The sequence below is a fragment of the Leptolyngbya sp. UWPOB_LEPTO1 genome (genome assembly GCF_017302695.1).
Classification (GTDB): domain Bacteria; phylum Cyanobacteriota; class Cyanobacteriia; order Leptolyngbyales; family Leptolyngbyaceae; genus Leptolyngbya; species Leptolyngbya boryana.
This window is the reverse complement of record NZ_JAFLCJ010000018.1, coordinates 40,876-60,829: the sequence shown is the minus strand read 5'-3', so window position 1 is coordinate 60,829 and position 19,954 is coordinate 40,876. Positions and strand designations below refer to the sequence as shown.

General features: G+C 46.3%; 18 protein-coding genes and 4 CRISPR repeat arrays (1 of these 22 cut by a window edge). Of the genes, 11 read left to right on the top strand and 7 right to left on the bottom strand.

Going from position 1 to position 19,954, the window contains the following annotated elements; genetic code table 11:
* Positions 1-14: 14 nt before the first annotated feature.
* On the bottom strand, positions 15-1,190 hold the full coding sequence (gene cas6 / locus J0L70_RS23485) for a CRISPR-associated endoribonuclease Cas6 (RefSeq protein ID WP_287456090.1): 1,176 nt from the start codon (positions 1,188-1,190) through the stop codon (positions 15-17).
* A gap of 189 nt (positions 1,191-1,379) precedes the next feature.
* Positions 1,380-2,194: a CRISPR direct-repeat array (repeat unit 36 nt; unit sequence GTTTCCGTCCCCTTGCGGGGTAGTGAATTGAAAAAC).
* A gap of 488 nt (positions 2,195-2,682) precedes the next feature.
* On the opposite strand from cas6 (J0L70_RS23485), the gene cas10 reads away from it, so the two are divergent.
* Genes cas10 through cas6 (J0L70_RS23455) form a run of 6 tightly spaced genes read left to right on the top strand, consistent with a single transcriptional unit; the run spans position 2,683 to position 9,511 of the window.
* Entirely contained in the window at positions 2,683-4,977 is a 2,295-nt protein-coding gene (cas10, locus tag J0L70_RS23480) for a type III-A CRISPR-associated protein Cas10/Csm1 (protein WP_287456089.1), read from the top strand.
* Positions 4,978-4,991: 14 nt separating this feature from the next.
* Complete coding sequence (gene csm2, locus J0L70_RS23475; protein WP_287456087.1) at positions 4,992-5,462, top strand: type III-A CRISPR-associated protein Csm2; 471 nt, start codon at positions 4,992-4,994, stop codon at positions 5,460-5,462.
* Positions 5,459-6,433, top strand: a complete 975-nt coding sequence (gene csm3, locus J0L70_RS23470; protein WP_287456086.1) for a type III-A CRISPR-associated RAMP protein Csm3 — start codon at positions 5,459-5,461, stop codon at positions 6,431-6,433. The genes csm2 and csm3 overlap by 4 nt, the downstream gene beginning before the upstream one ends.
* A 2-nt stretch (positions 6,434-6,435) precedes the next feature.
* The gene (csm4, locus tag J0L70_RS23465; RefSeq protein WP_287456085.1) at positions 6,436-7,479 is read left to right on the top strand and encodes a type III-A CRISPR-associated RAMP protein Csm4; all 1,044 of its coding nucleotides are present in this window, start codon (positions 6,436-6,438) and stop codon (positions 7,477-7,479) included.
* Positions 7,476-8,750 carry a type III-A CRISPR-associated RAMP protein Csm5 gene (gene csm5 / locus J0L70_RS23460; RefSeq protein WP_287456084.1) on the top strand — a complete coding sequence of 425 codons (1,275 nt, stop codon included), beginning with the start codon at positions 7,476-7,478 and terminating at the stop codon, positions 8,748-8,750. Before csm4 ends, csm5 begins: the two co-directional genes overlap by 4 nt.
* A complete protein-coding gene (cas6, locus tag J0L70_RS23455; protein WP_287456083.1) occupies positions 8,726-9,511 on the top strand; it encodes a CRISPR system precrRNA processing endoribonuclease RAMP protein Cas6 in 786 nt (261 codons plus the stop codon). The genes csm5 and cas6 (J0L70_RS23455) overlap by 25 nt, the downstream gene beginning before the upstream one ends.
* Before the next feature lie 7 nt (positions 9,512-9,518).
* Here cas6 (J0L70_RS23455) and J0L70_RS23450 read toward each other — a convergent pair whose 3' ends face one another.
* From J0L70_RS23450 to cas1 (J0L70_RS23440), 3 genes are all read right to left on the bottom strand, one after another.
* The gene (locus tag J0L70_RS23450; protein WP_287456082.1) at positions 9,519-10,268 is read right to left on the bottom strand and encodes a hypothetical protein; all 750 of its coding nucleotides are present in this window, start codon (positions 10,266-10,268) and stop codon (positions 9,519-9,521) included.
* A 167-nt stretch (positions 10,269-10,435) separates the two neighbouring features.
* A CRISPR array of direct repeats spans positions 10,436-12,457; the repeat unit is 35 nt; unit sequence GTTTCCGTCCCCTTGCGGGGAAGTGGTAATGAATC.
* 106 nt (positions 12,458-12,563) lie between these two features.
* A CRISPR array of direct repeats spans positions 12,564-14,129; the repeat unit is 35 nt; unit sequence GTTTCCGTCCCCTTGCGGGGAAGTGGTAATGAATC.
* A gap of 238 nt (positions 14,130-14,367) precedes the next feature.
* A complete protein-coding gene (cas2, locus tag J0L70_RS23445; protein ID WP_287456081.1) occupies positions 14,368-14,643 on the bottom strand; it encodes a CRISPR-associated endonuclease Cas2 in 276 nt (91 codons plus the stop codon).
* On the bottom strand, positions 14,643-15,656 hold the full coding sequence (gene cas1 / locus J0L70_RS23440; protein WP_287456080.1) for a CRISPR-associated endonuclease Cas1: 1,014 nt from the start codon (positions 15,654-15,656) through the stop codon (positions 14,643-14,645). Before cas1 (J0L70_RS23440) ends, cas2 (J0L70_RS23445) begins: the two co-directional genes overlap by 1 nt.
* Before the next feature lie 250 nt (positions 15,657-15,906).
* Here cas1 (J0L70_RS23440) and cas1 (J0L70_RS23435) point away from each other — a divergent pair, with 250 nt between their 5' ends.
* The 4 genes from cas1 (J0L70_RS23435) to J0L70_RS23420 are packed head-to-tail and all read left to right on the top strand — an operon-like array spanning position 15,907 to position 18,053.
* On the top strand, positions 15,907-16,890 hold the full coding sequence (gene cas1, locus J0L70_RS23435) for a CRISPR-associated endonuclease Cas1 (RefSeq protein WP_287456079.1): 984 nt from the start codon (positions 15,907-15,909) through the stop codon (positions 16,888-16,890).
* Positions 16,891-16,896: 6 nt separating this feature from the next.
* Positions 16,897-17,181: a CRISPR-associated endonuclease Cas2 gene (cas2, locus tag J0L70_RS23430; RefSeq protein ID WP_287456077.1), complete on the top strand. Its 285-nt coding sequence runs from the start codon at positions 16,897-16,899 to the stop codon at positions 17,179-17,181.
* Between the two features lie 11 nt (positions 17,182-17,192).
* A complete protein-coding gene (locus J0L70_RS23425) occupies positions 17,193-17,585 on the top strand; it encodes a four helix bundle protein (protein ID WP_287456076.1) in 393 nt (130 codons plus the stop codon).
* 9 nt (positions 17,586-17,594) lie between these two features.
* Complete coding sequence (locus J0L70_RS23420; RefSeq protein ID WP_287456075.1) at positions 17,595-18,053, top strand: DUF7682 family zinc-binding protein; 459 nt, start codon at positions 17,595-17,597, stop codon at positions 18,051-18,053.
* 84 nt (positions 18,054-18,137) lie between these two features.
* Here the strand turns inward: J0L70_RS23420 and J0L70_RS23415 are convergent, their stop codons facing one another.
* On the bottom strand, positions 18,138-18,545 hold the full coding sequence (locus J0L70_RS23415) for a type II toxin-antitoxin system VapC family toxin (RefSeq protein WP_287456074.1): 408 nt from the start codon (positions 18,543-18,545) through the stop codon (positions 18,138-18,140).
* Complete coding sequence (locus tag J0L70_RS23410) at positions 18,523-18,765, bottom strand: AbrB/MazE/SpoVT family DNA-binding domain-containing protein (protein WP_287456072.1); 243 nt, start codon at positions 18,763-18,765, stop codon at positions 18,523-18,525. The genes J0L70_RS23415 and J0L70_RS23410 overlap by 23 nt, the downstream gene beginning before the upstream one ends.
* A gap of 44 nt (positions 18,766-18,809) precedes the next feature.
* Here J0L70_RS23410 and J0L70_RS23405 point away from each other — a divergent pair, with 44 nt between their 5' ends.
* Positions 18,810-19,043, top strand: a complete 234-nt coding sequence (locus J0L70_RS23405) for a type II toxin-antitoxin system Phd/YefM family antitoxin (protein WP_287456071.1) — start codon at positions 18,810-18,812, stop codon at positions 19,041-19,043.
* On the opposite strand, the gene J0L70_RS32020 is transcribed toward J0L70_RS23405, so the two are convergent.
* Complete coding sequence (locus tag J0L70_RS32020; protein WP_353736658.1) at positions 19,004-19,405, bottom strand: GxxExxY protein; 402 nt, start codon at positions 19,403-19,405, stop codon at positions 19,004-19,006. The genes J0L70_RS23405 and J0L70_RS32020 overlap by 40 nt on opposite strands.
* Before the next feature lie 300 nt (positions 19,406-19,705).
* Positions 19,706-19,954: a CRISPR direct-repeat array (repeat unit 36 nt; unit sequence GTTTCCGTCCCCTTGCGGGGTAATGAAGTCCTGAAC) (it continues 1,365 nt past the right edge of the window).

Here is a 19,954-nt window from a genome sequence, read left to right as displayed (position 1 = left end):
AATCATAACAATAATCAACCTTCCTCAAGCACTTTCCGAGCGCGCTTAGAATACTGCTTCACTGTGTCATAAGCCAATTCCAACTCTGCCGCAATTTCTGGAATGGTTTTACCTGCTTCCTGTCGAGCCACGATCGCTGCCCATACTTCTGCTGCTTTCTCGGCACGTTCTCCTCCCCGTCGTTTCTTACGGCTGAAAAAGAATTCCTTGAGTTCGTTTTGTCGATGACTGACTTCACTTTGAATAGGTTTTACTTTTGGTCGATCGCTTTGAGTCGGCTTTACTTTTTTCTCAATCGGTCGCTCGACTTGAGTCGGTTTTACATCTTTTTCAATTGCTCGATCGACAAACCAACCTGCCTGAGTTTGCCCGAGTCCAAAAGTAACTTTGTGCCCTGTCCCAAAGTAAGGCGCACAAGCAATTAAACTATGAATGAGTTGCACATACTCAGGTTCATTTTTTGCTTTTGGAGTCAGCCCAAATTGCACAGCACCGACAAAGCCTGTGACTGAGCCTTGTTTTCCGGCTTGAGTTTTCAGCGATCGAATGTCATGCCGCAAGATCACAACACATTCATTTATCCATTCACGAAACTCTTCTAGTTCAAATTCTAAATGTGCGAAGTCATTCCAGCGTCGGAGGTAGCTCTGGAAGATATTTTCAGGAATCGGAAGCGGCATGTGATTGCTGCGTTTGCGAAAGCTGGTTGGAGTTGTAAAAGTAAGACTGAGTTCGGTTTGAGAAGGGTTTTCTGCTGCGCTCCAGATTGTTTCGTAGGTCGTAGCAGGTAGACTAATTTGCCAGCTTTGAATTTTGAAGATTCCGCTGCGGAGTTGGATTGTTTGAGGGGGTTTACGGAGCCAGTTTTGTAGCCAATCGCAGACGGATTGGGTGAGAGCAGCGATCGACCATTGGTATTGCTCGGTTGTGGAGAAGGTTATCGATCGATTTTGGGATTGGAGGTTTCCTGTGATGGAGGAGAGGGAGAAGGCTTTTTCGGATTGTCCGTCGTGGAGATAGGCGGAGAGTTCTGGGTTAGTCAGGCGGACTTGGTTGAGGAACCAGGAGTGGAGTTCGGTGGTGTAGTGAGTGGGGGCGCGGAAGTCGGATTCGGGTTGGAGGGTGAGGGTGAGGGCGATGAGGTCGGTGGTGGAGGGAATGGGGAGAATGGGTTGGCGTTTGGGGGGCATGGGGCAACGGATTAAGGGATGGATGGGATGTTGAAGGGGTGGGTGAGGGCGGAGGAAACGGATGGTCGATCGTTGTGTTCGCTAGTTCTTCTAGCTCTGTAAATTTCTCCCACAAATCTACCATCCATCCGTTTCTTCTTCTCAACAAATCAAATGACAGCGTAGATAGACTAAACATCCGTTGCCGCTGTTTCCGTCCCCTTGCGGGGTAGTGAATTGAAAAACTATCATTGAGTGGACGGCCCGCTGGAACAAGATTCGTTTCCGTCCCCTTGCGGGGTAGTGAATTGAAAAACATTCGTGGCAGTTTATCAGAAGCCATGGACAGAGTGTTTCCGTCCCCTTGCGGGGTAGTGAATTGAAAAACTTCTTTTTGGAACACGATGCTTCTATTAACCCGTTTCCGTCCCCTTGCGGGGTAGTGAATTGAAAAACATTCGCGCTGCTTTGCAGCAGCATCCGGCTTTGACCGTTTCCGTCCCCTTGCGGGGTAGTGAATTGAAAAACAACAAAAGATGCTTCCCTCAAGAGGAAGCAAATGTTTCCGTCCCCTTGCGGGGTAGTGAATTGAAAAACTTGCGGCAACCTTTTGCATCAGCCCGCTGTTACGGGTGTTTCCGTCCCCTTGCGGGGTAGTGAATTGAAAAACTTTTTTCTGAACCGCAGCTACGTGGGTGATGCAAGTTTCCGTCCCCTTGCGGGGTAGTGAATTGAAAAACTCGCAGGAAACGGACCAGGTGGCCGTTGGTACGCATCGTTTCCGTCCCCTTGCGGGGTAGTGAATTGAAAAACATCCTGAATGCTGGAACCCGAATAGAGGTTCTAGAGTTTCCGTCCCCTTGCGGGGTAGTGAATTGAAAAACCTCGCACAGCTCTTTGACAAACGCTTCTTCATCTAGGTTTCCGTCCCCTTGCGGGGTAGTGAATTGAAAAACAGTGTACGAGTTCCCTGCGCCAACAATACCAATGTTTCCGTCCCCTTGCGGGGTAGTGAATTGAAAAACCCCGGCGCTTTTAAACCCTTATGGGGTAAGGGTTTGAGATACCCATTTTCGCGGGGGTCATTTTTACATGTCAATAAGACGGGTTTCATGTCAATAAGAAACAAAAAAAGAAGCTGAAACCCAAGCCCCGTAATCGATTCGCGAGGATCAACGAAACTATGCGGTTTTCAAGGTTCGGCTGACCCCCTAAACTTTTGGGGTTCTCTATAGTTCGACGAGCAATTTTACTCATAGATCGAACGGCGAGCATCGAATTTGCTCTCTAGAGTCAAATTATACTTCTCACACTCTAAAAGTTAAACCACTTTTCCATGAAATCCTAGACAGAAAATAATCTTTCCCCAAGTCTTGTTTAAAATGCTACACTGCATCAGAAAATCGAAAAATTTGATGAACTCAGAGCCTGAGTAGATTTCTCAGCTTTTTTCCCGAATTCATAGGTTCCTCAATGAATTCTCCGTGTAGCCCTTTGACACAAGCCCCTCCCGATGAGCAAACTCTTAAGCCCCCACATCGTTGCGCTCCATACGATTCAATTTGCGATCGCAGAACTCATTCACTGGGCAGGCGGACAGCTACCAAATCGTTGCTCATTGGAACCTGATCAAGCAGGCTCAGCAACGAATCGTGCAAAGCTTCTATTTAAATGGAAAACCGCAAAAATCGGAACGCTTCGCTTACTCTTCGATCGAGTCAAGCTTTCGGAAGATCAGACAAGCCGAACCAACTATCTACCGATCTCAAAGATTGATGACTCTAATCCCGTAATTCCCTACCCCATTACTCAATCGCCCGATAATTTCGCTGATTTCAAAAAGCAGATTCTCAATCTTCCAATCGAGCAAAATTGGAACAATCTTTCCTTTCTGTCCCTGATTCTAGAGAAATATGGTGCTTGCCTCAGCTTCGGACAAGACGAATGTGATGTTGCATTGCCTGATGTAGTTCGCATTACTGGAGCCGTTGCCGCCGCGATCGCAACTGACCCCACTGCAAAACAACTGAGCTTAATTGCTGCAAGCCTATCCGGGATTCAAGACTTTATCTATACGATTTCTTCTGATGGAGCGCTGAAATCTCTTCGCGCTAGAAGCTTCTATCTGGAATTGGTAACAGAAGAAGTCGTTCAGCAACTTCTCGAACGATTGGATCTACCTCGCACTAGCATCATTTACACAGGTGGGGGCAAACTCTACCTACTTGCTCCCACTGGTGTAGAAGAAAAAGTTAATAACCTACGTCGAGAATTCAATGAATGGTTAAGAGATAAATTCCAAGGCAAAATCTTTCTCTCAGTAACCACGGAAACTTGCGAGGTTGAACATACTGCGACTTCTGCATTTATTCAAACTTGGGAAAAAGCGATCGCCGCTCTCAATGATCAAAAAACGCTGAAATTTGCAGATCAACTAGATGAAGTTCTAGCACCTCAACCTAGTCATGCACCTTGTAAAGTCTGTCATCGTGATGATGAGGCAACACTTCAACTTCTAAACGGAGAAGGTTCTGTACTGGCGTGCTCAACCTGCTGTGAAATGTTTCAGCTAGGTGGAAACTTACTAAATGCGAAAAAATTCATACGATCGCGCAAAGACCAGCTTTCAAACAATCCGATTTGCTTCGCACTCGATTCTGGCAAAATATACTATCACCTCTTCGATGAGAAGAAATCTGTTGACTTCAGAGAGGATACTCTATTACTCATCAATAACTGGGACATAGAGGAATATACGCGCCCCAACACAATGCCTCTCTTACTTGGTAACTATGGTAAAGAGACTGATGAGGAAAACGAATCAGGCTTCATGTCAGCCAGAGAATTTGCTGCAAATTCTAAAGGCATCAAGCGAGTTGGATATCTCAGAATGGATGTCGATCGCTTGGGTCAGATTTTTGCGAGAGGGATAAAAGACAGCTATTCTTTGCCAAAGTTAGCAGGCTTGTCCCGACAGATGAGTTATTTTTTCAAAGTCTATCTCAATAGCTTAGCCAGCGATCGTAAAACTAATTTCCTCGATAAAGTAGACAAATATCCGTTTAAAGCGTTCACACAAGATCCCCGCAAGAGACTGCTTGTCATCTATGCAGGCGGAGACGATTTATTTGTCAGTGGCTCTTGGAATGAAATTGTCGAATTTGCTTTTGATGTCTATCAAGCATTTCGAGCCTATACAGGCTACAATCCCGACATTACACTCTCTGGTGGAATTAGTCTTGAGATCGACAAGTTTCCACTCTACCAAGCTGCAAATGAAGCTGGAGAAGCAGAAGATCAAGCAAAAGACAACGGGCGAGATAGTCTTGGACTGTTCGGATCTGCTTTCAAATGGGGTGTTTGGTTAGGAGACAAGGAACAAATTTCTGAGCTAGATAGTACTGCAAAGCAACATTTAACTGGAAATAGTGAGCCAGAATTGTTTGGAGTCTGGGATTTTGTACAATTATTCCACCAGAAACTTTCTGGAAACTACGCTCAAAGCTTCGTCCGTAATCTTTTAGCCACTGCTCAACTTCAGGAACAACACATTCAAGAGAAAGAAGATCTCATTCGCGATCGTAAACAACAGAACGCTGATACCGCACAACTAGAACACGATCGTGAAGAGATTCGCTACTATCTTCACTTACCAAAAATTGCTTACACGCTAGCAAGATTACCCAGCGAATTGCGTGACAATAAGGAGGAATTCAAGCCGATCCGAAGCTCATTACTTAGCCCATACAATGCACCTTATTTTCGTGCGATCGCAACCTGGATCGAACTACTAAATCGCAAGCAATAGATAGTGACAAACATATGACTCAAGCACCGAAAAAAACAAAAGCAGAAGATATTGCTGATCAAATTTCTCAAAAGATTGATCAATTTGACGGTTTGGCAGACTATAGCACTCGTGAGTTAGTTGAGGATGCGAATAAGCTCGGCGAGAAACTAGTCAGAACACAGCTTAAAACAACTCAGATTCGCAAATTTCTAGATGCTGTCAATCAACTTAAAGCCAAAATCAAAGCTGCCAAAACACCCAATGATATTGAGATAGTAAAAGCAGAACTGCCTCTACTTCGAGCGAAACTTGCCTATGCAACAGCGCGACAGCAGAAGAAAGATATCGAGTCGAGTCCTGTTGAGCCATTAAAGAAAGTATTGGACATTGCAATTAAGAGAGTGCGGCAAGATGACTGCTTTCCGCAAGATTTTACTCGCCTTGTTCAACTGATTGAATCGATTATTGCGTATCATCGCTATGCAGGAGGAAAAGATCAATGACAGCTACGACAACTGAGCAAACTCAAACACTTTTACTTGGAAAGATCAGGATTGAAAGCACACTGTTTATCAAAACAGGTTTACACATTGGAGGAGGAAACGAAACTCTAGACATTGGTGGACTTGATAAACCTGTTATTCGAGATCCCATCACACGCTATCCTTATCTGCCTGGATCTTCTATTAAAGGAAAACTCCGCTCAATTTTGGAAAGATCGCTGAATCGTCCGTTAAATCGCCGAGGAAGTCGAGACACCTATCGGTACGAAAGTGACGATTTAGTTGATGGTATTACTGAATTGGATGGACATTACATTCGTTTTGCAGGGGCGAGAAACTGTCCGGTGTCCCGCATCTTCGGCTCTACTGGAGTTAAGTGTTGGGTCAAAGTAGAGAGTGCAGAAGACGAAAAACTGCTTGATAAGGATCAGCAAGGTAATATCAGAAATCGAACTCAGCAGATTGATGGAGAACCCTATGCTTGGGTTGATGGAAGAAATTGCCCATCCCGTTTAATTGTGCGAGATAGTCATTTAGAAACTTCTTCCGCTCAAGAACTGGAAGAAGTTGATACTGGCTTGTATATGACTGAATGGAAATTTGAAAATGGGATTGATCGTATTACTGCTGCTGCAAATCCTAGACAAGTAGAGCGAGTGCCGAAAGGCGCGAGATTTCATTTTGAAATGATTTATACCGTTGAAGATTCAAGTCAGGTCGCTGAGGATTTGAAAAATTTGGCTTTTGCCCTTGCAGTGCTGGAAGATGATGCTTTGGGAGGGCATGGTTCACGAGGATATGGCAAAGTACAATTTACGGATATTAAGCTATTTTGTAAGAATCGAGAACAGTACTACAACCCAACAGACAGCGGAGATCAGCCCTTTAAAACCTATGCAACCATAACTGATTTACTGAAACAGTTTGGTGGACTTGTTGAAGAAGTTCGGAGCCTACTGCCAGGGAGTTAGATATGAGTGAATGGAAACTCATTCGACTAGAGTTTGGGCGCAATGTTGCTCACTTTGGCGAGTTGGGAATTGGAATCGAGCAGACGAGTGAGCGAGTTCGATCCGATACGTTGTTTAGTGCTTGGTTGAGTACTTATGCTCGATTGTTTACAAGTGCTGAAGTGAATGATTTGATCGAGAAATTCAAGACAAATCCTCCATTTCGATTGAGTTCGACCTTCATTTATCAGCAGATCAACGGTGAGATCATTTACTATCTCCCTCGTCCTTTAAAGTCACCCTCTGGCTATTCTGATAATGATTTAGCCATCAGCAAGAGCTATAAAAAGCTCAACTATCTTCCATTAAAAATTTGGCAACGATGGTATCAAGGACAAGGATTTACAGAACAAGATCGCGAATCTCTGATATCAACAACCAAATCGGAAGCTTTTCAATATAAAGAGGCGTTCAAAATTCAAAAAGTCCCAAAAATTGGAGTCGATCGCATCACAAGGGCAACAAATCTCTATCACACAGGGATGGTGCAATACCGATGTGAACAGCAAGAGAATGAAGTTAAAAGTCTTTCAGGGCTTTACTTCTTAGTTCAATTTCCAGAAGCAAATCCTGAGCTAGAAAATACTTTTCTTGGTGTGCTGGATTTTCTGGGAGGCGAAGGAATTGGAGGAGAGCGATCGAGTGGAGCAGGACAGTTTAAACGCAATATCTCAACAGTGCTAACTCCCCAATGGCAGGAAGTAATCAACTTTCAGAATGGAAATGCTCATAGCTTAATCAGTTTATTTTGGCAACATTCTGTTACTTCTGAATTGATTCATCAGGCAAGCTACGAACTACAAGAACGGGGGGGATGGATCACTTCATCCAGCGCAGATAAACGACGTAAAGCAGTGCGGATGTTTGCAGAAGGGTCTGTTTTTTTGTCTCAGCCAGAAGGACAGCTTGCAGATGTGACTCCAGATGGATTTAGAGCGCATCACGTTTATCGCAGTGGAATCAGTTTGAGTTTGCCGATTAGCATTCAAGGCGAGTCACGATCATGATGGAACTTTCAGCACTGTCAAAGTCCAAAGACTACGAAACTAAGCGGATTTTGCTCACCAGCCCAATGCTACATATTGGCTCATCTGTGCCGCGCTTAAGCCCATTTGAATATGTACAAACCGGAAGTCGAGTGTACTTACCAAATCAAGAAGCACTCGATCGATCGCTGAAACAAAGGGGCTTTTTAGATCAATATATCTATGAAATTGAGAATCGCAAGTCGATTGTTTCATTACTTGAAAATGCGTTTGGTGAAGCATGGCAAAATGCAAAGACTGAACAGGGAGACCCTATCTTTCCCAAACATCTTAGTAGTTTGAAATGGACAGATGAACGTATTACTGATTTGCGCCCAATGATTCGTAATGGATTTGGAGCCTTATATATTCCAGGCTCTTCGATCAAAGGAGCAATTCGGACAGCGATCGCATATCACTTACTCAAGCATAGCAAACAGTACAATGTTCCTCAAAAGCAGGAAATTAGCGCGATCGAAGAAAGACTTCGCCAGTCGATGGGAGAACTGAAAAGACGAGCGAAATTTGCGGATGATGAACACTTTATGAATACGCTCTTCAGTGATTTTCAGTTGCTCCGTGATGGTAAAGAAGCAAGGGGCAAAACGAGCTTGCCTAATACAGATTTTATGCGGGCAGTGCAAGTCTCGGATAGCTCGGCATTGGTTGAAGAGAAGACGACCAATAAGAAGGGACAAACGATTATTAGTAATTTAGCGATCGTTCCTGAAGTGATCGTTTCGAGTCATTTTCCAGATGGACGAGCAAAATATCGCGCTTCGATCTTTGCTGAAATGGTGCGATCGGTACGGACAGAATTTACGATTCGGATTGATACTGAAATGCTGTCTTGGTTTCAACATAATCAAGGGATGAAAATTCCGTTTCAGTCAGTCGCGGACATTCTCAAAATCTGTCAGGAGTTTGCACAGGATCAATGGGACGAGGAGCATGATTACTGGCAGAACATTCAAAACAATCTCAATGCTCAAGGCAAACGATTAGATTTTAGTAATCTTCGATCGATGTATGAACCAGAGCAATGTCCGCACAGTCTCAAGCTAGGCTGGGGAAGTGGAATGACTGGCACAACAGTCACGATGCTATTGAAGGATGATTTGCGATCTGAGATTCGCGATACTTGTGGCATTCCTGCTCCAAACTTTGAAGCTCCAAAATCTCGTCGGACTGTAAAAGGTAAAAGTGGAGAGATCAAATTTGTTCCCGGATGGGTGAAGTTCAAGGTGCTGTGATGTTAATTCGATCGACATGGACATTAGCAACTTCAGAACCGATCGCACTGCCAAAGTCGTATCGGTTGGAATTGATTAAGCAGTTGCATCGACGAATGGGGCTGGAGTTTGATGGAGAGATACCAGCCGCGACATTTTCTGGGATTGTGGGGCGATCGAGGGCGGCAGGAGATTTTGTGTCGTTTGGGGCTGAGGAAGAGTTTAGGCTGTCGCTATGTGGATTGCAGACGGAAGCATCAAAGGCGATCGCAGATTTAGATTTAACAGATGGACTAGAGCTTTTAGGAGCAAAGTTTCAGGTTTTGAATCGAGAGGATGAAGTTACCAGCTATGAGACTTTGTATCAAACTTTTGTAGCGACAGAGCCAGAGTGTCCGAATCGATTTGAACTGAGATTTTTGACTCCGACTGCATTTTCTCAAGGGCGGGTGCATTTGCCGCTTCCGGTTCCGACGCTGATGTTTCGTAGTTGGGTCGAGCGGTGGAATCATTTTGCGCCTGTGTATTTGGGAAGTGAGGATTTGATTGGGTATTTGGGAGAGTCGATCGTGCTTTCTCGGCATCGTTTGCAGACCCAAAGTTTTCCGGTTCATGCAAGTCGAGTAACGGGATTTACAGGAGAGATTACGCTGCAAGTGCTGTCTCGAATTGATCCACTGATTGCGAATGTGACAGCCCTTCTGATGGAATATTCCAGGTTTGCGGGGACGGGGATGAAGACACGCCTGGGAATGGGTGTTACACAATTGAATCAGGTATAAGTATTGTTCAAGCTTTCAGTCCATCTGCTACATAGGCAGCATCGATCGTTGTGCCTAAAAATGAGATTAAAAAATTAGCGGAGACTAGATGAGCAGGCTTGGTGCGCTTTTTTCGGATGCAGGGAAACTGTCCGGCTACGTAGACGATCAGGATATTATTTGTCATTTGTTGAATGACAGCATTGAGATGAGTCTCGACTTGTTCATCGGTCAATGCTTCTGCATTTAGATAGTGAACTAAGTCTAGAATTACGATGTCGCCTGTAAATTCGTCGAGAGTGCTGGTTAAGATTGTCTGAAAGCCACGAGACTCTAGCATCTTGAATCCTTCTGGCGGGAATTGATTGAGAGAGTTAGGAACGTAATAATTGACGATCGTTTTCTCAATGACGATTTCTCGTTCTAAAAGTCTTTCAAGATATTGTGTGCGACGACGCAACGTGCTTAGCTCCTGTTGGACTCGGCGTTGGACAACTTGATCGATTTCGGTGAGGGATTGCTGGACTTTGGCTTCTGATTTTGCGATCGCTAAATTCACTCGTTCTTCTGTGCGCTCTTTGATTTTACGATCGAGGCTATTGAGAATTACTGGGGTCGCGATCGCGGCGACGGCAACGGCAAGCGTTAACACAGCAACTAAGACCCCAATTCCGGTAATGAGGGTGTTTACAGTACTTACAAAGCTGTTAAAGCTATTGACGAGTTTTTCGTCTGGGGAGGTTGCAATTTGAAGGAGTGTGAAAGCGCCAGATTGCATGGTTGAGTCATTCTAGAGAGGAACGTAAACCAATATAGAGGCAATGGGTCAGAATCGCTGAAAATTGTTGAGGCTATTTATTCGAGAGAATTTGATTGTCTCAGTTGAAGTTCTGATTTCGGCGCGAACTGAGTTTTGACAATCTTGCGATCGCGATCGATTGTCTTGTTTCCGTCCCCTCGCGGGGAAATGGTAATGAATCACGGAAGCAGATAGAGAAAGCTAGAAAGCAGTTAGAGCAGTTTCCGTCCCCTTGCGGGGAAGTGGTAATGAATCTTCAGACCAGCCAAGGGCAGAGACTTAGTAGCCCTAGAGTTTCCGCCCCCTTGCGGGGAAGTGGTAATGAATCGTTTCTTAACGATGACCTTGAACCAGTAGCCTATCACTATAGGTTTCCGTCCCCTTGCGGGGAAGTGGTAATGAATCAGAAGCTGAATCAACGAATTGCCAGATTGCATCAAAGGTTTCCGTCCCCTTGCGGGGAAGTGGTAATGAATCGCTATCCGCTACTGCTCGAAAAGTTCATTCCAATGTTTCCGTCCCCTTGCGGGGAAGTGGTAATGAATCAGATGGACAATCCAGCGAGAACTTGACTCCAGAAAAGCGTTTCCGTCCCCTTGCGGGGAAGTGGTAATGAATCCCTCATCAAACTCTTGGGAGCGATCTCTTGGATCAAGTTTCCGTCCCCTTGCGGGGAAGTGGTAATGAATCAGCTATTTGCATCAGTTCGAGGCAGTCGAGTCTCGTGTTGAAGCGTTTCCGTCCCCTTGCGGGGAAGTGGTAATGAATCTCGAAGAAATCAAAGCGGCTGCATCTGAGATGGTAGAGGACGGTTTCCGTCCCCTTGCGGGGAAGTGGTAATGAATCTCGCGAGAAAAACGCTCAACTCCCTGCCGAGGAAAAATTGTTTCCGTCCCCTTGCGGGGAAGTGGTAATGAATCATTATTCATACGCCCTGTAAGCGTTGCGGGCGTGACCTGTTTCCGTCCCCTTGCGGGGAAGTGGTAATGAATCCATCGGACTCGAAAAAATCATCGATAACACCTATGCTTACGGTTTCCGTCCCCTTGCGGGGAAGTGGTAATGAATCCATTGACGATAGAAGGAGCGATCGCCCGCGCTAAGTTTCCGTCCCCTTGCGGGGAAGTGGTAATGAATCCCTAGAAGGCTCGGACGGTAATCAGTACGTTGTTCGGTTTCCGTCCCCTTGCGGGGAAGTGGTAATGAATCAAGGGTAACAATTGTCATTTTTGGCGAATCCTTACGATCGATGTTTCCGTCCCCTTGCGGGGAAGTGGTAATGAATCTTTAGAGAAACCCAGTAGCGAGTACGCTACCTTCTTGTTTCCGTCCCCTTGCGGGGAAGTGGTAATGAATCAATGCAAACCGATAAAATCGAGCGTTTTGCGCTTTTCAGTTTCCGTCCCCTTGCGGGGAAGTGGTAATGAATCAGTTCTAATAGCTTGTTCACGCTGTCACCTCCCTCGCTTGTTTCCGTCCCCTTGCGGGGAAGTGGTAATGAATCTCCGCAACTGTTACTAGACTTAACCCAACTGCTCGTGTGTTTCCGTCCCCTTGCGGGGAAGTGGTAATGAATCATTCAAAACCTTGTACCAGGGCTGAGGATTCAACTTGGTGTTTCCGTCCCCTTGCGGGGAAGTGGTAATGAATCCAGTAACTTACAGTTTAGAATCCTCCGTAGGATTCAGGTTTCCGTCCCCTTGCGGGGAAGTGGTAATGAATCCGCCTAAAAGCTTGTGGAGCGCGTTCTTGGTGGGTCTTGAAATTGTTTCCGTCCCCTTGCGGGGAAGTGGTAATGAATCCCAAAAGAAATCCTGAAACTAGACATCCCTGGAATGCCTCGCGTTTCCGTCCCCTTGCGGGGAAGTGGTAATGAATCGTTGAGCGTCAGCCAGGGCAGTTAAATCATCCGTTTTGGTTGTTTCCGTCCCCTTGCGGGGAAGTGGTAATGAATCACAGCTTGAGCCGCGCTTGGTTCATCAAATTAACGAGTTTCCGTCCCCTTGCGGGGAAGTGGTAATGAATCAATCCTCTATTTGAGCCGTTGGTAGTCGGAACTGTGAAGTTTCCGTCCCCTTGCGGGGAAGTGGTAATGAATCATGGGTTACAGACCGTAGAGGTTTGTACTGAAGAGTTTCCGTCCCCTTGCGGGGAAGTGGTAATGAATCTCGGATTATTAACGGTCAGCATCGTAGAGCAGGTGTTTCCGTCCCCTTGCGGGGGAAGTGGTAATGAATCCTCTCTCTTAAATCGACCGAATTACGTGTACAGGGATGTTTCCGTCCCCTTGCGGGGAAGTGGTAATGAATCCCCGCCGAAGAGTGGTGGGAGCAAGTCCGGAACTATTATCGTTTCCGTCCCCTTGCGGGGAAGTGGTAATGAATCCTCCATCTAAAAACTGCTCAAACGTTCGGGCAGTTAAGTTTCCGTCCCCTTGCGGGGAAGTGGTAATGAATCCGTTGAGCCTCTAACATCGCGGTCGCCTCAAACGGAAGAGTTTCCGTCCCCTTGCGGGGAAGTGGTAATGAATCGCTAGAACTGTCCCCTTACAATCTGAAAGCTTTTCGGGTGTTTCCGTCCCCTTGCGGGGAAGTGGTAATGAATCTTAAAATAGCGTGAAACCGCAGATGCGGTTATGTATATTTGTTTCCGTCCCCTTGCGGGGAAGTGGTAATGAATCTCTCGATCGATGTCGAAGCAGCAGCAAAGCTGTTGTTAAGTTTCCGTCCCCTTGCGGGGAAGTGGTAATGAATCAAGACCATCAGGATGCTTACCTGAGAGAAGTCCAGGTTTCCGTCCCCTTGCGGGGAAGTGGTAATGAATCGAGAATTGCTTTCCCAGCCCGTTGACCGAGTTCAAGGTTTCCGTCCCCTTGCGGGGAAGTGGTAATGAATCCTTATGACATTTGAGCAGTTACGTGCTATTGCCGTGTTTCCGTCCCCTTGCGGGGAAGTGGTAATGAATCAAGGTGCATTGTTATATCATGATGCCAGTAAAGACAAAAGTTTCCGTCCCCTTGCGGGGAAGTGGTAATGAATCGTGCGCGAATCGTTTGCCCCGTGGGGTAGCTTTGAACGAAGTTTCCGTCCCCTTGCGGGGAAGTGGTAATGAATCCTTGAATTGAACAACCCAAACCCAGGGGTCACGCTGTTTCCGTCCCCTTGCGGGGAAGTGGTAATGAATCTGTGAATTTTCAAGCCGCGCGATCGCGCTAGATAGTTTCCGTCCCCTTGCGGGGAAGTGGTAATGAATCGATTCCTAATCCCGACCCTCACACAGCGGGTCATAGAATGTTTCCGTCCCCTTGCGGGGAAGTGGTAATGAATCTCCGAATACCGTACACACCACTGCTTTCTATCAGTTCTCGTTTCCGTCCCCTTGCGGGGAAGTGGTAATGAATCCAGTGTAGCCGAAGAATCCAAAACCGCCCGGAAATTCCGAGTTTCCGTCCCCTTGCGGGGAAGTGGTAATGAATCTCGGCAAGGTCTGAAGCCCCCAGCGCTTCAGGTATGTTTCCGTCCCCTTGCGGGGAAGTGGTAATGAATCGCTTTTTTGTAACTATGGTCGATTACCCTGTTGTGTTTCCGTCCCCTTGCGGGGAAGTGGTAATGAATCATCAAGTTCCTTCAGTGTTTCAAGCTTCTCCTTTAGTTTCCGTCCCCTTGCGGGGAAGTGGTAATGAATCTCCTTGAGCTAGTGACCAGGAGCGGCAAAGCAAGGCTAATCGGAGAGTTTCCGTCCCCTTGCGGGGAAGTGGTAATGAATCCACAATACCCGTCGCCTAATGACAGGAGGTTGCATGGTGGTTTCCGTCCCCTTGCGGGGAAGTGGTAATGAATCCCCTTCTCTTAGAAACCCATATGAGAGAAGGGTCTTAGAAGCGAAATCGACGCATATCTGTCAGATTTAACTTCTAAGAACTCATTTCTGAAATCTAAATCAAACGATACGACCTGAAACAACTGCCACAAGCCATATCGACGGACTTCAATGAAACTATTCAGTTTTCCAGGTACAGGTCAGTAGCATCGATTCCGCTACTTCGCCCCATCGTAACAGACGATCCCACGATCGCGGATTAAATTATGTAAGCACTCGGAGGCGCACCCGGCAAAGGACTTCCGATCGTTAATGTCTTCGGCAGAGCATCCGACGGAATCCAATAAAACCGCACATTATCCTCTGTCGCTTTCACTCGACGCTTCACCTGCTCAAACAACTTCTTCACCTCCGACAACGACAAAAAACACTCAAACACACTCTCCTGCACCCGATGACCATACCCCTCCAGAAAACTCGCCAACCGCGTCCGACGCTTATTATCCGCAATGTCATACACCACTAAAAGCAACATCACACCGCCCTCAAAAAAGGAACATACTGCCCCGCATTCATCACACATCGCTGATACTGCCGAATCTGAAGCTGAATCGCATAGCGATAAGACACCCGATCCTGCACACTCGAATGCGACACCTGAGCCTCCATCCGCGCCTCAAACTGCTTCAAAAACAATCGCCTCGCCGCATCCGTCAGATAAACACCCCCCTCCGAATCCGGAGCCTGAAAATCATCAGGCTTCACCATGCGCCGATTCACTAACGTCATCACCAAACTATCCACGATCGCAGAACGAAACTCCTCCATCAAATCAAATGCAAGATGCGGCTCTGCTCGATCGCTACGATGCAAATTTCCCAAATAAGGATGCAACCCTTCTGTCAAAATCAAACTCAACACATTGTTAAACAGCAACGTATACCCAAAACTCAACATCGAATTTACCGGATCAGTCGGCGGACGACGATTGCGACCCTCAAACTGAAATTCAGAACCCGTAATTAACGCTCCAAACGCTGAAAAATACCGACTCGAAGCAATTCCCTCATATCCCCGCAAAGACTCCAAATTTTCCACTTGTGCGATCGCATTCAAATCCCGATTCAATCCTGCGATCGCCGTTGTCACAGCTTCCAATTTGCGCTTACGATTCAGCCGGAGCAAAAATTGTTTGGAATTGAGCAATTTACCCCGCACAATCGATCGAGCCATTTCTAGTTGAAATTCAGCATTTTGGTACTGGCTAAACTGAGCGATCTCAGACGTAAAACGTGTCTGTTCAGCACTCCAGAGATGTCCCTTATACCGTCCAGTTTGAGTCAGAAACATCACAGGTACATGAGACTCTAAACAGCTTGAAATAGCAGATGTCGTCAGATGAATATTGCCAAAAACTAATAGTCGATCGACATCTCGAATTGGAACTGAGAGCGATGCTTGCTCAGATTGCTCAGTCGGTTGAATGACGAATCGAGACTGTACCTTACGAACAGTTGTTCCCTGTTGAACAAGATAAAGCGTAGACATAGATGACGATTTTAAATAGGAACGCTTCCAGACTGCCCAAAAAATCTAGGTTCTCTTTCCGTCAAAGTACTTGGAAGTACATTTGCGCCTCCGCAGAATTAACCAGCGTCAGAGGGTTTTAGAAACTTATATCGCAACTCATATACTGCGATCGATGAGTTGGATCTATAGTCGAATACTGGCTTGTGAGGATAGGAATGTCCAGGAAAGCAGAGCGATCGAGCTTTCCACATTCAGTCTCACAAAACAAATGACTACAATCTACGTCGCGCAACCTCAGACCGAACTTAAAATTCAGTCTCGGCAGCTTCAAGTCTTTCATCAGCAGCGATTCTGTTTTGCTGTGCCTCTGAATCGAATCAATCAAATGGTAATTCTGGGACATCAACCTTGGACTCGTAAAGTTGCAACTCTCGCACTTTCACTTCACATTCCAGTCCTGTACTTTGAACCAGATGGTCGCTGTGTAGAATATGTCAATCCCGGCAATCTTGATCCTGCCAAATATCTGAAAGCTCAAATGCAGAAAGCCCAAGATCAAAATTTCACTCATACGATCGCTGAAAGTGTAGTTCGCGCCAAGCTTCACAATTCAAGAATTCTGCTCCTGCAACTCAGTCCTTCTCCTCAGCCTGCAACCGTTCAACAGGTTCTGAATCTATTGCAACGGTTGATCGATGATTTGCCGATGGCTCCATCAGTCATTGCGCTCAAGAACTATGAAAGTACTGGCTCTGCTTTTTATCGGGCTGCATTGAGTCGGTTACTCCCAGAAGAGTTTCGCGATCGTAATCTGGGACTCAATCCAATTCAGCGATTGAGCAATTTGGGAACAGCTTTGCTCAGTCAGCGAATTCAAGTCGTTGTACAGTCGGCAGGATTGGATCTTGAAGTTGCGAACTTGCATTTTGATGCAGTAAATCGTCCGCCGCTAGTGTGTGATTTCTTGGCTGAATTTCAGAGTGCGATCGTCGATCTCGTTGTGATGGAATTACTCCAAAGTCGGCAGATTGTTTCTGATGACTTTGTTTGGGTCGATCAGGGGATTTTCTTGGAGCCTGATTCCTTGGAGCGGTTTATTCAGCATTGGGACGCGATGTTAGCTCGTCGAGTTGAGCATCTTTATGCAGGTGAGATGAGCTATCAGCAATGCTTGAATGTGCAGGTGCAGGAGTACATTGATTGCTTGCTCGAAGATCAGGAGTTTTATCGTCCGATGCTGTTGAAGGGGTAGGGAGGAATGTTCTATTTGGTGTGTTATGACGTGATTCAAGACAGGCGACGCAACCGAGTTTCTAAGTTACTAGAAGGCTATGGATTGCGAGTACAAAAATCGGTGTTTGAATGCGTTTTGACTCCAGATCAGTTTGAGCTATTGAAGCGGCGATTTGGGACGAAGCGGTATTTGAATCCAGAGGAAGACCAGATTCGATTTTATCCCATGTCGCCTCGGCATCGGCAGATTGTGCTGATTCTGGGTGTGAAACCTGAGCATCAGGTGGATGACTCGGTATTCATTGTTTGAGGAGGAAGACAATGGAAAATCCGTTTGTGATTAGCTATCGGGAATTGCGGGTCTATCAGGCTGCATTTGAAAGTGCAATGCAAGTGTTTGAGCGATCGAGAGAATTTCCGATCGCAGAACAAGAACAATTGACAACGATGCTGCTTCGAGCTTCGCGATCGGTCTGTGTGAACATTGCTCAGGCATGGCAGAAACGACGAAATCAGCAGGCATTTATTGCGCGGTTGAATCACGCTGAAACGGAAGCCGCAGCAACTCAGGTTTGGATTGAATTTGCTGTGCTGTGTGGGTACTTGGAGGCTGAGATAGGTCAGGAGCTACATCATGAGTATCAGCAGGTACTTGCTGATTTAGCTCGACTGATTGAACATTCTGCGGCTTGGGTGGTCAATGCTGAATCGTAAGGAGAACGCATGGTTAGACGCAGACGAAAGTGGCGGAAGCTCTTTGCTTGTGGACATCGGGGATTTGGGCGGTACTGTCATCGGTGCGATGCTTTCAGCACAGAGAAACGCGATCGCACAACTGAAATTCAGCCTGTTGTTGTCGATGTGCGTCGAGTCAAAAAGCCGAAACGAGATCATTCCTGGTATCAGCGATTCGATCGTGATCCAATCGAGTTAAGGCATTTACCGAAATCGATCGTGATCAAAACTCGGCGAATTTTGGATTTGCTCGATCTAGGCGTTGCACCAGGAGAGTTGAAGGGGAGGAGGTTTAACTTCGATCGAACGTTACTACGAATTCCAGTTTCATATCGGTATCGATTGCTGTGTCGCTGGCAGGCGGATCGGATTGTGCCATTGCAGGTGCTTTCACATGAGGCTTACAATGCGATTTCTCGCAATCGGAAGCAGGCAAAGAAAAAGTAAAGCGATTCAATTCATCTAGCTTGATTGCCCTTGGAATCCGAAAGTCTAAGGGCACTTTTTTGCTGATTGCAGGCGAATCAGCCATCAATCTGGTGTAATCAAGGTTGCTTGTGAAAAGTAGGTACGATACCGATTCGTGTCTCCCATTAGAAGAGGTAGATTTGCCACGATCGCATGTGCGCCGATGTAGAAATCTGGTAGGGGAGAACGCCGCTCTCCTCCACGTCGTCGGTAGGATACAAACGCTTGCCCTGCAAGAAATCCTGCTGAATATGGCAGTTGATCGCGTCGAAATCGTTCGGGAGTTAGTAAAGCATCTAATTCTTCGATTCTGGGAAAATAGGTTGAGATTTCTGAGTCAATGATGGGATTGATCACCAGTTCTCCCTGTTCTGCATACTCGCTCAGAACTGATGCTGACCAGTCAAACCAGTTTGGATCTTCTGTCAAAATATCTAGGATTACATTACTATCTACCAGTACATCCGTCATCGCCGCGTGTTAGTTGCATGATTTCATCGGTGGTTTGCTGGAAGGGTGCTTTTCCTCGTAGATCTTCAACCAATTGCTTTCCACGATTTTGCTGTGATTTCTTTCGTAATTGAATGACATCATCGATAATTTCTACTTCAAGTTCAGTCCCGATCGCAATTCCTAGACGATCACGGATTTCTGGCGGAATCACAACTTGTCCTTGCTCATTCACTTGCATCACACTCTCCTGTGTTGTGATGGCTTTTAATTTAAACACTATAGTTGAAATATTTGGTTCCGAATACATTGCTTTCTACTGAGCTTCAATCGATTCAAAATCCGGTTGTGAAAGCAACGATCGAGCGAGGATTCTCTGAAGCAACAACGGACGAAGATTTTTCTAGTTTGCTCGAAACGTTTCACTTACTGAGTTCTCCTGCGAATGCCAAACGTTTGGTGGCTGCATTGGAGCGTTCTCAATGTTTATTCTCGTTAACAGTCCGTTTTGAGAGGTAGGGTCTGATCTCGTCTTGCCAATTTGTGACGGTTTTGGGTGGGAGGATGCGTTTGTATTCGAGGCGCGATCGTCCAAAGTTGAAGAGGAGTCCGACGGGGGCTTGAGTGGCGGTGAGGTAGGTGATGATCTGAGCGAGTTCTTTGTGACTGAGATTACGGGTGAAGGCTTTGTCTTCGATGACGATGCAGTTGTTGACCCAGTGATCGAGGTAGAGGTTGCCGAGCCATTGATTTTCGGTGTCATAGACTTGAACGGGGTATTCTTCGATGCTGCTGAGTCCGATGCGGTGGAGTTCACGGGTGAGGGCGCGTTGGTAGTGTTTTTCGCGCAGCCCGCGTGGGGTGTTGCGGTGGACGCGCATGGCGGCTCCGATGATTTGGTAGGTGAGGTCTTGGTGGGGAATGGACATGGAATTGATCGATCGGTTTTGGGCTAGTATGCCCAGAAACTTGGTTGGGTGTTGGGATGGGCGGGGGCAACGGATGGGGGGTGCGTTGGGATGCAGGGTGGATGGGTGAGGAGGGATGAAACGGATGGTCGATCGGTATGTCCATAAGTTCTTCTATCCCTGTAAGTTTCTGCTACAGATCCACAGCCCATCCGTTTCTTCTTCCCAACAAGTCAAATCACAACGTAGTCAAACTAACCATCCGTTGCCGCTGTTTCCGTCCCCTTGCGGGGTAATGAAGTCCTGAACTACAACCACCAACAACACCGACAATCGCGCTATCCAGTTTCCGTCCCCTTGCGGGGTAATGAAGTCCTGAACTGTTCTTGCTGATGAAACTACAGTTAAAAGTGGGAGTTTCCGTCCCCTTGCGGGGTAATGAAGTCCTGAACCCTGCCCATTTTTAGTCAGAATGGCTAAAGAAGGAGTTTCCGTCCCCTTGCGGGGTAATGAAGTCCTAAA